We start from the raw sequence: 14,865 nt of genomic DNA, 5'->3' as shown, positions 1-14,865 counted from the left end.
CTCTGGCCGCCGGAGGCATCTTCTCTAGAAGTGGTAGCCGACGTTGATGGAGCCGAACTGCTGGCCGTCGTCGCCCGTGTATTCCGGGCTGCGGAAGACGTAGCAGAAGGAGGCGAAGAAGTCGTAGACGCCCAGGCCCACGCCCACGGCGAGGTCGCCGACGAAGGTTTTTTTGGAGACGTGTCGGCTCGACTGGAAGGTGTTGCCGTCGAGGAAGATGTCGCGGGCCACGGCTCGGCCGTCGGTGTAGGCGAAGCCGTAGAGGGAGAACGGCGGGATGTCGTTGCCCGCGGCCGTGTCGGCGTTCACGCCGCCGCCCGGGCCGATGAGCGTGGTGCCGAAGTTCTTGGGCAGGTTCCAGCCCAGCCGGACCTCTGCGCCGGTGTTGGCGTATGTCTTCACGTTGCCCAGGGTGGCCCCGAAGTGGGGGATGACGTCCGCGCCGAAGAGGCTGAAGAGCGGGATGTCGAGCGCGCGCCAGGTGCCCACGTAGGTGAGCATGAGGCCCGGCTCGTCATGCAGCTGGGTGTCCCATCCCTGGGGCTGGGGAGAGTCCACCACGTGGTGCACGAACTTCTGGGTCTGCTCGGCCTGGGAGGACGGGCCGACCATGCCCACGGTCAGCTCCACGGTGTCGAGCCAGGTGGCGTCCTTCTGGTCCAGGATGAGGGAGCCGTAGAGCCAGCCCGCATAGGGGTGGTCGCCTTCGGGCGGGTTGGGGTCGGAGATGTTGCTCGGCGTGAACATGTCCTGGCCGATGGCCAGGCCCACGTTGAACTTCTTGTCCGACTGGTTGATGTACGGCAGCCCGGCCAGCCATTCGCGGAAGCCCATGGGCAGCCGCTCGTCGTCCTTGTAGCTCTTCAGGTCGTCGGACAGCCACAGGAGCTTGGCGCCGTTGGTGTAGTGGCGGTCGGTGCCTGCGAAGATGTCGTTCTCCCACTGGGCCATGAGCGTTCCGGCCCGGGCGGGAGCGGCCGGGGCGAGGCAGGCGAGGAGGGCGCAGAGCGCGGCGCCGAGGAGGAGGGGGTGGAAATGACGGAGCATTGTGGGCATCTAGCGCAGGGGCCGGTGAAATTCAATATCCATATCGTGAAAAAATATCCTGAAATATCATGGCATTGTTTGATCGTCGAGATGGACCGTGATTCGTTCCGGAGGATCAGAAGCGGTAGCCGACGGTCACGGATCCGAAGTTCTGCCCGCTGTCGCCGTAGAACTCGGGGCTGCGCGAGACGTAGCAGAACGTGACGAAGAGGTCGCAGACCTCCATTCCCACGCCCGCGGCCGCGTCTCCGACCAGGGCCTTCTTGGGCACGTGGCGGCTCGATCGGAAGGTGTTGCCGTCGAGGAAGATGTTGTGGGCCACGGCCTGGCCGTCGACATAGGCGAAGAGGTAGATGGAGAAGGTGGGGCTCTCCTTGCCCTGGGCCATGCCCGTGGTTTCGCCGCTGCCCGGGCCGATGGGGGTGATGCCGAAGTTCCCGGGCAGGTCCCATCCCAGCCGGAACTCGGCCCCGGCGTTGGCGTAGGTCTTGACGTTGCCGATCGTGGCTCCGAAGTGGGGGATGAGGTCCGCGCCCAGGGAACCGGCCAGGGGAATCTCCAGGGCCCGCCAGAAGGCCGTGTAGGAGAGCATGGCGCCGAACTCGTCGTGCAGCTGGGTGCTCCAGCCTTTGGCGGGCTCGGAACCGAAGACGTTGTGCGCGGTTCTTTGCGCGTCGTCGGCATGGGACGACGGACCGACCATGCCCATGGTCAGTTCCAGGGTATCGAGCCAGGAAGCGTCCTTCCGGTCCAGGAGGAGCGAGCCGTACAGCCAGCCCGCATAGGGGCGGTCGTCGGTCGGCGGGTCGGAGAGGGAGGTGTCGTCCGGGGTGTACATGTCCTGGCCGACGGCCAGGCCCACGTTGAAGAGCCCGTCACGGCCGCTCATGCCCGGAAGGCCCGCCAGCCAGTCGCCGAGCCCCTGGGGCACGAGCCAGCTCTCGGCCGGGGTCTTCAGGTCGTCCGACAGCAGGATGATCTTGGCGCCGTTGGTGTAGTGCTTGTCGCTGTCCGCGAAGAGGTCGTTCTCCCATTGCGCCTGCAGGGTCGCGGCGCGCGCGGCGGTGGGAAGCAGCAGGAGGATGAGGCAGAGGCAGCATGAAGACAGGGCGGGCTTTCGCATGGCGCGGGTCCTTTGTGGAGGTGGGGATCGTCGCAGGTGATCCCTGATGTCTGCGGCGCGCGGCCCGAAACGCGGCGCAGAGAGCGATCATCCGAAGAGAGGGCGCAGGGAGGATGCCGGGGAGAGAAAGGTCGGAAGGGGTTCACCATGTATGCGTTTCTAGCTGTCGACGCACGCGCTGGCAATGTTTTTCCCGAAAACTTACGGTTTCGCCGTCGCGATCCGGCGCACTTCCGCGTCGTCGAGGGTGGTGCCGAGCTCGGCGGCCCGGCGCCGCACGGTCTCGGTCAGGGCCTCCAGGCCCTCCGGCCCGAGCGCCGCGGGGTCGAGGCCGAGCTCGCAGAGCTTGGCGCGCACCGCGGCCGCGCCGCTCTTCTTGCCCAGCGCGATGCGCCGGGTGAGGCCGGTGCGTTCCGGGTCGTAGGGTTCGTAGAGGTCCGAGGCCTTGTACTGGGCGTCGGCGTGCAGGCCGGACTCGACCCAGAAGATGCGCTCGCCGACCACCGGGGCGTGGGCGGGCACGCATTCGCCGAGGACTTCCGCCACCAGGGCGCACAGGGAGCGCAGGCAGCCGAGGTCGTATGTCCTGCCCCGGCGCATGGCCAGGTAGGCGGTCAGGCGTTCCGTGGCCGCGACGCCGGAGCGCTCGCCGATGCCGAGCAGGGTGCAGTCCGCGAACGAGGCGCCGGCCGCGAGGGCCTCGGCGGCGTTGGCCGTGGCCATGCCGAAGTCGTCGTGGCAGTGCACGGCCACGGGGACGGAGAGCTCGGCGGCGAATTCGGCCGCCATGGCCGCGGTCTCGCCCGGGGTGAGCACGCCCACGGTGTCCGAGAGGCGCACGCGTGAGGCCCCCTCGCGCTCGGCGAGGCGGGCCGCCTCGAGGGCGAAGGAGCGGTCCGCGCGCGAGGCGTCCTCGAGCCCCACGGAGACGTAGGGCGCGCCGAGCTCGCGGGCGCGCCGAAGCAGCGCCGCGAGGCGGGCCAGGATGTCTTTCCGCGTGGTGCGCAGGCGCTTCTCGATGTGCGCGTCCGACACGGGCAGCCCCAGGGCCACGCGGTCCGGCCGCATGGCCAGCGCCGTCTCCAGGTCCTTCTCGCGTGCCGCGCACCACACGGACACGGCCCGCGTTCCTTCATGGGGGGCGAGCAGCTCCCGCGCCCGGGCCACCAGGGCGGGCGTGTCCGTGCAGCGCCCCGCGCAGCCCGCTTCTATCTCTTCCACGCCGAGAGCCACGAGCCCTTCCAGGACCGTTTGCCTGGCTTCCGAGGTGAAATAGGCGCCGAAGCGCTGGTCCCCCTCGCGCAGGGTCGAGTCTATGAGGCAGGGGGCGCAGGCCCGGGCCGCAGGGGATGTTCCGAGGGGGACGCGGCCTGCGGGACCCGCTTCCCGAAACGACTGGTTCATGGACATTCTGCCTCCGTCGCGGCAAAGGCCGCGCCCGTATCCAAGCAATATCCATTCCCGTGCCTGTCTACGGCCTTTCCGGCCCCTTCCGGAATCTTACATCTTCAAAAATGTACGCAAAATGTCTTCATAATTGTCGCATCACGCGCTGCGCCGTAAACGCGACTCTCAAAAAATATCCATATAAAATAGCATTTTGCTCCTGCGGTGCCACCTTGGCACGGCGATTGCCCTAGTGGTTTCACGCAACGCAACCTCGCAACCATTTTACCTGACCAAAGATATCCGCAAGGAGGGCATCATGCGCAAGGTGGCAATTTACGGAAAGGGCGGCATCGGCAAGTCCACGACCACGCAGAACACCGTGGCCGGTCTGGCCGAGATGGGCAAGAACGTGATGGTCGTGGGCTGTGATCCCAAGGCCGACTCCACCCGTCTTCTTCTGGGCGGCCTGAACCAGGCCACGGTCCTGGATACCCTGCGTGAAGAGGGTGAGGACGTGGAGCTCGAGGACGTCTGCCTGAAGGGCTACGCCGGCACGACCTGCGTGGAGTCAGGCGGTCCCGAGCCGGGCGTCGGCTGCGCCGGTCGCGGCATCATCACCTCCATCAACCTCCTCGAGCAGCTCGGCGCCTACAAGCAGGAGAAGCCGCTCGACTACGTTTTCTACGACGTGCTCGGCGACGTCGTGTGCGGCGGTTTCGCCATGCCCATCCGCGAGGGCAAGGCCCAGGAGATCTACATCGTCGTCTCCGGCGAGATGATGGCCATGTACGCGGCCAACAACATCTGCAAGGGCATCGTGAAGTACGCGGACGCGGGCGGCGTGCGCCTGGGCGGCCTGATCTGCAACTCCCGCAAGGTCGACAACGAGCAGGAGATGATCGAGCAGCTGGCCAAGCGCCTGGGCACCCAGATGATCCACTTCGTGCCCCGCGAGAACCAGGTGCAGCGCGCCGAGATCAACAGGAAGACGGTCATCGACTACTCGCCCGAGCACGCGCAGGCGGACGAGTACCGCACCCTGGCCCGGAAGGTCGACCAGAACGACATGTTCGTCGTGCCGAAGCCGCTGGCCATCGAGGAGCTCGAGAAGCTGCTCATCGACTTCGGCATCGCCAACTAGGCGCGACCAAGAACCGCGAACAACGACAACACAACGGAGAACCAACCGATGCTGACCATGATTCGTGCCATCGTGCGCCCCGAGAAGGTCGATAACGTGCTCGCCGCCCTCATGGACGCGGGTTTCCCGGCCGTCACCAAGTACGCCGTGGCCGGCCGCGGCAAGCAGCGCGGCATCAAGATCGGCGAAGTCACCTACGACGAGATCCCCAAGGTCATGCTGACCATCGTCGTGGACGACAAGGACAAGGAATTCGTCATCAAGACCGTCATGCAGACCGCCCGCTCCGGCGAGAAGGGCGCCTTCGGCGACGGCAAGATCTTCGTCACTCCCGTGGAGGAGATGTACACCGTCTCCTCCGGCATCAAGGAGACCGCCTCCGGCACGGTGGAGGCCTAGCCATGAAAGAGGTTGTGGCGGTCATCCGCATGAACATGATGAACAAGACGAAGGAGGCCCTGACCGAAGCGGGCGTGGACGCCTTCTTCGCCCAGGAGGCCCAGGGCAGGGGCAAGGGGCTCATCAACTCCACCCTGCTGAAGGGCGCCAGGGACGGCTACGAGGAAGCGGCCGAGCTGCTCGGCGAAAAGGGCCGCCTCTACGCCAAGCGCATCGTGACCGTGGTCGTCCCCGACGAGGACGTCGAGGACGTGGTCGGCGCGATCATTGCCGCCAACCAGACCGGCAAGCCCGGCGACGGCAAGGTCTTCGTCCTTCCCATGGCCGATTCCGTGCGCGTGCGCACCGGCGAGAAGGGCGAGAAGGCCATCCAGTAACCGACAATTCCAGGATACGAGGGACCACATGGCGACCAAGACCAAGAAGCGCAAGGAGCTCTCCCCCGACGAGGTGCGGCAGGAGCTCATCAAGAAGTACCCGCCGAAGGTCGCGCGCAAGCGGGCCAAGCAGATCCAGGTGAACACGGGCGCGGAGGAGTCCACCCCGGAGATCCTCTCCAACGTGCGCACCATTCCCGGCATCATCACCATGCGCGGCTGCTCGTACGCGGGCTGCAAGGGCGTGGTGCTCGGCCCCACGCGCGACATCGTGAACATCACCCACGGCCCCATCGGCTGCGGATTCTACTCCTGGCTCACGCGCCGCAACCAGACCCTGCCGCCCACGGAGCAGCACGAAGACTACATGAAGTACTGCTTCTCCACGGACATGAACGAGAACGACATCGTCTTCGGCGGCATGAACAAGCTGCGCCAAGCCATCCGGGAGGCCTACGACCTCTTCCATCCCCGCGCCATCGCCATCTTCTCCACCTGTCCGGTGGGGCTCATCGGCGACGACGTGCACGCCGTGGCGCGCGAGATGAAGGAGACCCTGAACAAGGAGAATCCGGACGGCTTCGTCAACGTCTTCGGCTTCTCCTGCGAGGGCTACAAGGGCGTCTCGCAGTCCGCGGGCCACCACATCGCCAACAACCAGATCTTCACCCACGTCATCGGCCTGACCGACGAGCGCAAGCCCGGCAAGTACAGCATCAACGTGCTGGGCGAGTACAACATCGGCGGCGACGCCTTCGTCATCGAGAACCTGCTCGAGCGCTGCGGCATCACGCTGAACTCCACCTTCTCCGGCAACTCGTCCATCTACGACTTCGAGCGCGCCCACACGGCGGACCTGAACGTCATCATGTGCCACCGCTCGATCAACTACGTGGCCGAGATGATGGAGAAGAAGTTCGGCATCCCCTGGTTCAAGGTGAACTTCATCGGCGCCAAGGAGACGGCCAAGTCCCTGCGCAAGATCGCGCAGTACTTCGGCGACAAGGAGCTCATCGAGCGCACCGAGAAGGTCATCGCCGAGGAGATGCCCGCGGTGGAGGCCGCCCTGGCCGACATCACGCCCCGCACCACCGGCAAGACCGCGATGCTCTTCGTGGGCGGCTCGCGCGCCCACCACTACCAGGACCTGTTCGCCGAGATGGGCATGAAGACCCTGGCCGCCGGCTACGAGTTCGCCCACCGCGACGACTACGAAGGCCGCCGGGTCATCTCCACCATCCAGGTGGACGCCGACTCGCGCAACATCGAGGAGCTGAGCGTGGAGAAGGACGAGGCGCGCTACAAGGAGCCGCTCGAGTCCCGCAAGAAGGAGCTCGAGGCCGAGGGCTGCGAGTTCTCCGACTACCACGGCATGATGCCCGAGATGCCCGAGGGCACCCTGGCCATCGACGACCTGAACCAGTTCGAGTCCGACAAGCTGATCGAGCTCTACAAGCCCGACATCTTCTGCGCGGGCATCAAGGAGAAGTTCAGCGTCCAGAAGTGCGGCATCCCCATGAAGCAGCTGCACTCGTACGACTCCGGCGGCCCGTACGCGGGCTTCAAGGGCGCGGTCAACTTCTACAAGGAGATCGACCGCCTCGTGAACTCTAAGGTCTGGTCCTTCATGAAGGCCCCTTGGAACAAGAATCCTGAACTTCAGGCCACCTACAACTGGGAATAGAAGGGAGAGCGACCATGACCCTGCTTCGGCACACTCCCAAAGAGATCAGTGAGCGCTCCGCGCTCACCATCAATCCGGCCAAGACCTGCCAGCCCATCGGCGCCATGTACGCGGGCCTGGGCGTGCGGGGCTGCCTGCCCCACAGCCACGGCTCCCAGGGCTGCTGCGCCTACCACCGCAGCACGCTGACCAGGCACTACAAGGAGCCCATCAGCGCCGGCACCTCCTCCTTCACCGAGGGCGCCTCGGTGTTCGGCGGACAGGCCAACCTGCTGCAGGCCATCCAGAACATCTTCACCATCTACGAGCCCGACGTCATCGCCGTGCACACCACCTGCCTCTCCGAGACCATCGGCGACGACCTCGGCCAGATCGCGGACAAGGCGCAGCAGGAAGGCAAGATCCCGGAGGGCAAGTACGTCATCCACGCCTCCACGCCTTCCTACGTGGGCTCGCACGTGACGGGCTTCTCCAACATGTGCGTCGGCATCGCCAAGGGCTTCGGCAAGGCGGGCACGCAAAAGACCGGCAAGGTCAACATCCTGCCCGGCTTCGTGGAGCCCTCGGACATGGAGGAGCTGAAGCGCCTGGCGACCGCCATGGACGTCAAGCACATCCTCTTCCCGGACACCTCGGGCGTGGTCAACGCGCCGCTCATGGGCGAGTACCACATGTTCCCGGACGCCGGGACGCCCATCGAGGAGCTTCTGCAGATCGGCGGCTCCAAGGGCACCATCGCCCTGGGCGAGTGGGCCTCGGCCCAGGCCGCGCGCTTCATGGACACCGAGTTCAAGGTGCCCTGCGCGGTCCTCGACCTGCCCATCGGGCTGCGCGCCACGGACCGCTTCATCGACACCCTGCGCAAGGTCGCGGGCAAGAACGTGCCCGCCGAGATCGACAGGGAGCGCGGCCTGGTCGTGGACTTCCTCTCCGACATGCACCAGTACTTCTATCACAAGAAGGTGGCGCTGTGGGGCGATCCCGACCAGCTCATCTCCCTGGTCGAGTTTCTGCGCGACCTGGACATGCTGCCCGTGGCCATCGTCACCGGCACCCCGGGCAAGAAGTTCGAGAAGCGCATCGCCGAGATCATGGAAGAGACCAACATGCCGGTGCCGTACAAGGTCAAGTGCCCGGGCGACATGTTCCTGATGCACCAGTGGATCAAGAACGAGCCCGTGGACCTGCTCATCGGCAACACCTACGGCAAGTTCATCGCCCGCGACGAGAACATCCCCTTCGTGCGGCACGGCTTCCCGATCCTGGACCGCCAGGGCCATCAGTACTTCCCGACCGTGGGTTACAAGGGCGCCCTGCGCCTGATGGAAAAGATCCTCGACGTCCTGCTTTCCAAGGCAGACGCCGAGACCCCGGAAGAGAAGCTCGAACTCGTCTACTGACGCGAACCGACACCACCGTCGTCCGCCGGGGGGCCCGCCGCCCCCCGGACGGACGCGGATATTTCCGAACGGAGCTGCCATGGCCCCTTCCGCCTGCCTTTCGCCTTCTTCCCCGCGGCCACGGATACTGCGCATGGCCGCCGCGCCCAGGCACACGGCCATGTGCCACTACAGCCCGGCCGGGTCCGGCGGCGGCGGGGCGGACCAGGAGGCCCTGTCCCCGGCGCAGTGCCTGGCGGGCCTGGAGAAGATCCTGGCGGAGTCGGCCCCGGCGGCGGACAGCCTCGATCATCCCGCCTTCCCCGATCTCCCGGAGATCGTCGTGGCCGGGCCGGGCGACCCCCTGGCCGAGCCCGAACGCACCCTGGACCTCCTCGAGGCCGTGCGCGGCCTCGCCCCCGCGGCCGCCGTCCGCCTCGTCACCTCCGGCCTCAACCTGGCCCCGGTCCTGGACGACCTGAAGGCGCTGCGCGTCTCTCCCGTGGTCGTGCAGGTGAACGCGGTGGACCACGACCTGGCCAAGTCGCTGTATGCCTGGGTCAGGCCCGGCGTGCGCACGCTGCGCGCCGACGAGGCCGCGGACGTGCTCCTCGCGGGCCAGGAGGAGGCGCTGGACCTCCTGGACGGCGCCGGGGTGGAGACCGAGGTCGAATTTCTGCTCGTGCCCGGCGTGAACGACGCCCACCTGCCCGTGGTGGCCGCCTTCGCCGCGTCGCACGGCGCGTCCAGGCTCTCCGTGCTGCCCGCGCGCACCGCGGCCGTGCCGCACACCGAGACCCCGCGCGAGCCCACCGACGCCGAGATGGCCGCGGCCGTGGCCCTGGCCGCCAAGACCCTGCCCGCCTACGACGGCAGGCCCTGCATGGCCCAGGGCGACGCGGACATCGACGACTCCTCGCTCTACGACGCGAAAAAGCCCTACGTGGCCGTGGCCACGTCGGACGGCGTGAACGTGGACGTGCACCTGGGCAAGGCCGAGAAGCTGCTCGTCTACGAGGTGCGCCAGGGCGAGGTGGCCCTGGCCGGTTCGCGCGCCTGCCCGCCCAGGGGCGGCGGCGACGGGCGCTGGGAGAAGCTGGCCGACGTGCTCGCCGACTGCCGCGCCCTGGTCGCGGCCAGCGCGGGCGAGAGCCCGCGCCAGGCGCTGCTCGAGCGCGGCCTGCCCGTCCTCACCGGCTCCTCCACCGTGGAGGAGGCCGTGGCCCGCATCTTCGGCGTGGCCGCGAACATGGGCATCGTCAGAGGGCGCTGACGCGAGTGCGCCGGCGCGAACGGGATCCGAGCGGAATTTCCCCCGAACAGGCAAAACCATCCCCCCCGGAACACCAACGACCGCAAAGGAGATTTCAATGGCCACGAAACCTACCTACCAGTTCCTCGTCTGCGCCAGCTTCCGCGCCAAGGGCGAGCCCAAGGGCGTGTGCAACCAGAAGGGCAGCATCGGCCTGTCGCAGTACCTGGAGCAGGAGATCCTGGACCGCGGCCTGGACGTGCTGCTGACCACCACGAGCTGCATGAAGCAGTGCGACCAGGGCCCGGTCCTCGTGGTCCAGCCCAACAACTGGTGGTACCAGGGCGTCGACTCCGAGGAGGCCATCGACGACATCCTGGACGCCCTGGAAGAGGGCAAGCCCGCCGAGGACCGCCTGCTTTTCCCGGCCTAGACCGTATTTCCCCTCTCCCGCACCCACGCGCCGCCGGGGCCCGGCTTCCCGGCGGCGCCCTTCCCCCCCGCATTTCCGACCTCGTCGTTCTACAGCTACAAAAATGTAGGCATTTTTCGTTCAATTCTGAAAGCTTTCGCTGCCCGCCTTTCTCCTGCTTCTGCATATCTCCTTTTTTCCCGGCATGTTCCAGGAGTGGAACGGTCTTTGTAAAGTGCGTGTCATGCGGCCGCGCGACAGGCGCGGCGGCGAAACCCCTTCGGCAGGACAGCGAGGCAGCAATGAAGCCTGTGATATTCGAACAGCGCAAGGACCAGATCAAGCGCAAGCGCGAGGGCGACGAGTTCACCATCGCCTGCAACCGCGACTCCCTGGCCGGGGCCGTGAGCCAGCGCGCCTGCGTCTTCTGCGGCAGCCGCGTGGTGCTCTACCCCATCGCCGACGCCGTGCACCTGGTGCACGGTCCCATCGGCTGCGCGGCCTACACCTGGGACATCCGCGGGGCGCTCTCCTCCGGCCCGGAGCTGCACCGCCTCTCCTTCTCCACGGACCTGCGCGAGAAGGACGTCATCTTCGGCGGCGAGAAGAAGCTCGAGGCCGCCCTGAACGAACTCATCGACCGCCACCGCCCGAACGCGGCCTTCGTCTACTCCACGTGCATCGTGGGCATCATCGGCGACGACGTGCAGGCCGTGTGCAAGCGCGTGGCCGCGGCCAAGGGCATCCCGGTCATCCCGGTGCAGTCCGAGGGCTTCAAGGGCAACAAGCGCGCGGGCTACGAGGCCGCCTGCAAGGCCATGATGCAGCTCGTGGGCAGCGGCGACACCTCCGGTATCCCGCCCCTGTCCATCAACATCCTGGGCGACTTCAACCTCGCGGGCGAGATCTGGATCATCAAGGAATACTACGAGCGCATGGGCGTGAACGTGGTCGCGACCATCACCGGCGACGGCCGCGTGGCCGACCTGGCCCGCTGCCACGGCGCGGCGCTGAACGTGGTGCAGTGCTCCGGCGCGACCATGGACCTGGCCAAGATGATGAAGGACAAGTACGGCATCCCCTTCATCCGCGCCTCCTATTTCGGCATCGAGGACATGTCCAAGGCGCTCTACGACGTGGCCCGCTTCTTCAAGGACAAGGACCCCGTGGCTCCCGGCGTCCCGGGCATCATGGAGCGCACGGGCGCGCTGGTACGCGAGGAGCTGGCCGAGCTCCTGCCGAAGCTCGCGGCGATGAAGAAGGACCTCGCGGGCAAGAAGGCCGCGGTCTACGTGGGCGGCGCCTTCAAGGCCTTCTCCCTGGTCAAGTGCTTCCGCCACCTGGGCATGAGCGTGGCCGTGGTCGGCTCGCAGACCGGCACCGAGGAGGACTACAAGGAGCTGGCCGCGATCACCGACGAGGGCACGATCATCGTGGACGACGCCAACCCGCTCGAGCTGTCCCAGTTCATCAAGGAGATGGACGTGGACATCTTCGTGGGCGGGGTCAAGGAACGCCCCATCGCCTACAAGCTGGGCGTGGGCTTCTGCGACCACAACCACGAGCGCAAGGAGGCCCTGGAAGGCTTCAAGGGCATGTACAACTTCGCCCTGGAAGTGCACCGCACCGTGATGAGCCCGGTCTGGCGCTTCACCCCGCGCAGGCGGGGCTCGATCGCCGCCGGTTCGGGCGCGACCGCGAACGCCGCAGAGGAGGCCGCGTCATGAGCGCCATGCCGCCCGTCAAGGGAGCCGCGAACACCCCGGGAGAGGCCGTGAAGCCCGATCCCTTCGTCTCCACGACCAACGCCTGCAAGATGTGCAAGCCGCTCGGCGCGGCCCTGGCCTTCATGGGCATCGAGGGCTGCGTGCCCTTCCTGCACGGCTCGCAGGGCTGCGCCACATACATGCGCCGCTACGTCATCAGCCACTTCCGCGAGCCCGTGGACATCGCCTCCTCCGCCCTGGGCGAGAAGCAGGCCATCCACGGCGGCGGGCCGAACCTGAAGCTCGGGCTCCTCAACGTCATGAAGAAGTACGGCGCCACGGCCATCGGCGTGGCCACCACCTGCCTCACCGAGACCATCGGCGACGACGTCTCCATGCTGGTCAAGGAGTTCAAAAAGGAGTTCGGCGACCTGCCCCTGCCCGAGATCGTGCACGTCTCCACCCCGTCCTACGGCGGCACCCAGGCCGAGGGCTTCCAGGCCGCGCTGCGCGCCGTCGTGGACCAGCTGGCCACGGACGAGGCCAAGTCCACGCAGGTCAACGTGCTCTCGAACTTCGTCTCCTGCGAGGACATCCGCCACCTGAAGGACCTCTTCGAGGACTTCGGCCTGAACGCGGCCATCCTGCCCGACTACTCGGAGCGCCTTGACGGTCCCGCCCTCGAGGACTACGTCAAGATCGCGCCCGGCGGCACGCCCGTCGCGCGCATCCGGGCCATGGGCGGGGCGCGCGCCACCATCGAGTTCGGCCGCGTCCTGGACCCCGAAAAGAGCGCCGGCGGCCTCCTGGCCGAGCGCTTCTCCGTGCCGCTGCACTCGCTCGGCCTGCCCGTGGGCCTGCGCGAGTGCGACGCCTTCTTCGGGGTCCTCGAGGAGATCTCCGGCCGTCCCCTGCCGCGCCGCCACGAGCTGGCCCGCGGCCGCCTGGTGGACGCCTACGTGGACGGCCACAAGTACCTTTCGGGCAAGACGGCCGTGGTCTACGGCGAAGAGGACCTGGTGGTCGCCATGTGCGCCTTCCTCTCCGAAATCGGCGTGAAGCCGGTGCTCGCGGCCTCCGGGGGCCAGTCCGGCCGCCTGGCCGGGGCCGTCTCGGCCGTGACCGCCGACATCCTGCGCGAGCCGCCGGAAGTGCGCGAGGGAGTGGACTTCTACGAGATCGCGGCGCGCGCCAGGGAGCTTTCGCCCGACCTCGTCATCGGCAACTCCAAGGGCTACCGCGTGCTCGGCCGCGAACTCGACATCCCGCTCATCCGCGTGGGCTTCCCCATCCACGACCGCTTCGGCGCCCAGCGCGTGCTGCACCTCGGCTACGCGGGCACGCAGCGCCTCTTCGACCAGATCGTCAACGCAGTCATCGAAAAGAAGCAGGCCGATTCAGACGTCGGCTACGGCTATATCTAGGCCAGGAGGATGCCATGACCATGCCCGCCACCCCGTCTCTCATGGAGCTGCGTCCCACCCAGGACAAGACCATGCACCCCTGCTTCAACCCCAAGGTCAAGGGGCAGTGCGGCCGCGTGCACCTGCCCGTGGCCCCGGCCTGCAACATCCAGTGCGCCTACTGCAACCGCAAGTACGACTGCGTGAACGAGTCGCGCCCGGGCGTGACCTCCTCCGTGCTCACGCCGCAGCAGGCCCTGGCCTACATGGACAAGGTGCTCGAGCGCGAGCCGCGCATCACCGTGGCGGGCATCGCCGGGCCCGGCGACCCCTTCGCCAACGCCGAGGCCACCCTCACGACCATGCGCCTCATCCGCGAGAAGTACCCGCACATGCTCTTCTGCGTCTCCTCCAACGGCCTGGGCGTGCCCGCCCACCTCGACGCCATCGCCGAGGCGGGCATCACGCACATGACCATCACGGTCAACGCCGTGGATCCCGAGGTCGGCCAGCACTTCTACCGCTGGGTCAAGGACGGCAAGGTCACCTACCAGGGAAAGGCCGCGGCCGAACTCCTCTGGCAGCGCCAGAAGGAGTCCATCATCGGCCTCAAGGAGCGCGGCATCGTGGTCAAGGTCAACACCATCCTGACCCCGGGCCTCAACGACCAGCACATCGAGGAGATCGCCAGGACCCTCTCCGGCCTCGGCGTGGACCTCCTGAACATCATGGCCCTCATCCCCAACGAGGGCACGCCCTTCGGGACGCGCCGCCCCCCGTCCAGGGCCGAGCTCGACGAGATCCGCAAGACCGCGGGCGCCTACCTGCCCCAGATGCTGCACTGCAAGCGCTGCCGCGCCGACGCCGTGGGCCTCCTGGAAAAGGACCTCTCCGGCGAGATGGCCGGCTGCCTCTCCGCCTGCAGCAAGCTCGACGAGGCCGCGCTGCTCGCCCCGCCGCCCCTGGACGTGGCCCGGCCTTACGTGGCCGTGGCAAGCATGGAAGGCATGCTGGTCAACGAGCACTTGGGCGAGGCGCTGCGCTTCCAGATCTGGGGCGAGGACGGGCAGGGCGGCTTCACCATGGTCGAGGAACGGCCCGCGCCGCCCCCGGGCGGCGGTCCCGGCCGCTGGTACTCGCTCGCCTCCCTGCTCAAGGACTGCCGCGTCGTGCTCGTCGCGGGCGTCGGCGACACCCCGCGCACCGTGCTCGAGGAAGAGGGCATCGTCTGCGTGGAGATGGAAGGCTTCATCGAGCAGGGACTCACCGCCGTGTACAAGACCGGCGACCTCGCCGCCGTGCGCACCCGCCGCAAGGGCGCGTCCTGCTCCGTGGGCTGCAAGGGCGGCGGCGAAGGCTGCGGCTAGAGAGAATATTCGGACCGAAGATTCAAGATGCCTCCGGCGGGCAGGGAGGGGCTGCGCGCCCCTCCCTGCACCCTCCCGCGCCAGGCTGAGCCTGGACCCCCTTCGCGACGAGACGCGGGATGAACGGACAGGCGCCGCCTGGGCGTGTCCGGCCGCAGAAACGAATCGGGCGGGATTTCGGCTCCG

13 protein-coding genes are annotated in these 14,865 nt (G+C 67.3%); 10 read left to right on the top strand and 3 right to left on the bottom strand.

Going from position 1 to position 14,865, the window contains the following annotated elements; translation table 11 throughout:
- Positions 1–24 precede the first annotated feature (24 nt).
- The 3 genes from DSX2_RS07985 to DSX2_RS07975 all read right to left on the bottom strand — a co-directional run bounded on the left by DSX2_RS07985 (position 25) and on the right by DSX2_RS07975 (position 3,580).
- On the bottom strand, positions 25–1,047 hold the full coding sequence (locus DSX2_RS07985) for a lipid A deacylase LpxR family protein (protein WP_020880661.1): 1,023 nt from the start codon (positions 1,045–1,047) through the stop codon (positions 25–27).
- A gap of 115 nt (positions 1,048–1,162) precedes the next feature.
- Positions 1,163–2,170 carry a lipid A deacylase LpxR family protein gene (locus DSX2_RS07980; protein WP_020880660.1) on the bottom strand — a complete coding sequence of 336 codons (1,008 nt, stop codon included), beginning with the start codon at positions 2,168–2,170 and terminating at the stop codon, positions 1,163–1,165.
- 201 nt (positions 2,171–2,371) lie between these two features.
- Positions 2,372–3,580 (bottom strand): LeuA family protein, encoded by a 1,209-nt coding sequence (locus DSX2_RS07975; protein ID WP_020880659.1) that lies wholly within the window; start codon positions 3,578–3,580, stop codon positions 2,372–2,374.
- Between the two features lie 190 nt (positions 3,581–3,770).
- On the opposite strand from DSX2_RS07975, the gene nifH reads away from it, so the two are divergent.
- The 10 genes from nifH to DSX2_RS07925 all read left to right on the top strand — a co-directional run bounded on the left by nifH (position 3,771) and on the right by DSX2_RS07925 (position 14,679).
- Positions 3,771–4,700 carry a nitrogenase iron protein gene (nifH, locus tag DSX2_RS07970; RefSeq protein WP_268870073.1) on the top strand — a complete coding sequence of 310 codons (930 nt, stop codon included), beginning with the start codon at positions 3,771–3,773 and terminating at the stop codon, positions 4,698–4,700.
- A 48-nt stretch (positions 4,701–4,748) separates the two neighbouring features.
- A complete protein-coding gene (locus DSX2_RS07965) occupies positions 4,749–5,099 on the top strand; it encodes a P-II family nitrogen regulator (protein WP_020880657.1) in 351 nt (116 codons plus the stop codon).
- Between the two features lie 2 nt (positions 5,100–5,101).
- A complete protein-coding gene (locus DSX2_RS07960) occupies positions 5,102–5,476 on the top strand; it encodes a P-II family nitrogen regulator (protein WP_020880656.1) in 375 nt (124 codons plus the stop codon).
- A gap of 28 nt (positions 5,477–5,504) precedes the next feature.
- The gene (gene nifD / locus DSX2_RS07955; protein ID WP_020880655.1) at positions 5,505–7,160 is read left to right on the top strand and encodes a nitrogenase molybdenum-iron protein alpha chain; all 1,656 of its coding nucleotides are present in this window, start codon (positions 5,505–5,507) and stop codon (positions 7,158–7,160) included.
- Positions 7,161–7,174: 14 nt separating this feature from the next.
- Positions 7,175–8,560, top strand: a complete 1,386-nt coding sequence (gene nifK / locus DSX2_RS07950; RefSeq protein ID WP_020880654.1) for a nitrogenase molybdenum-iron protein subunit beta — start codon at positions 7,175–7,177, stop codon at positions 8,558–8,560.
- Between the two features lie 133 nt (positions 8,561–8,693).
- Positions 8,694–9,812, top strand: a complete 1,119-nt coding sequence (locus tag DSX2_RS07945; protein ID WP_020880653.1) for a NifB/NifX family molybdenum-iron cluster-binding protein — start codon at positions 8,694–8,696, stop codon at positions 9,810–9,812.
- 97 nt (positions 9,813–9,909) lie between these two features.
- Positions 9,910–10,224: a ferredoxin gene (locus DSX2_RS07940; RefSeq protein WP_020880652.1), complete on the top strand. Its 315-nt coding sequence runs from the start codon at positions 9,910–9,912 to the stop codon at positions 10,222–10,224.
- 281 nt (positions 10,225–10,505) lie between these two features.
- Complete coding sequence (gene nifE, locus DSX2_RS07935) at positions 10,506–11,930, top strand: nitrogenase iron-molybdenum cofactor biosynthesis protein NifE (RefSeq protein ID WP_020880651.1); 1,425 nt, start codon at positions 10,506–10,508, stop codon at positions 11,928–11,930.
- A 5-nt stretch (positions 11,931–11,935) separates the two neighbouring features.
- Complete coding sequence (locus DSX2_RS07930) at positions 11,936–13,333, top strand: nitrogenase component 1 (RefSeq protein ID WP_052014726.1); 1,398 nt, start codon at positions 11,936–11,938, stop codon at positions 13,331–13,333.
- A gap of 14 nt (positions 13,334–13,347) precedes the next feature.
- Entirely contained in the window at positions 13,348–14,679 is a 1,332-nt protein-coding gene (locus tag DSX2_RS07925; protein WP_020880649.1) for a radical SAM protein, read from the top strand.
- Positions 14,680–14,865: the final 186 nt, after the last annotated feature.

Origin of the sequence: Desulfovibrio sp. X2, assembly GCF_000422205.1 — a bacterium.
Lineage (GTDB): Bacteria > Desulfobacterota > Desulfovibrionia > Desulfovibrionales > Desulfovibrionaceae > Alkalidesulfovibrio.
The sequence above is the reverse complement of the archived record's forward strand: the minus strand, read 5'-3'. Positions and strand labels throughout refer to the sequence as shown.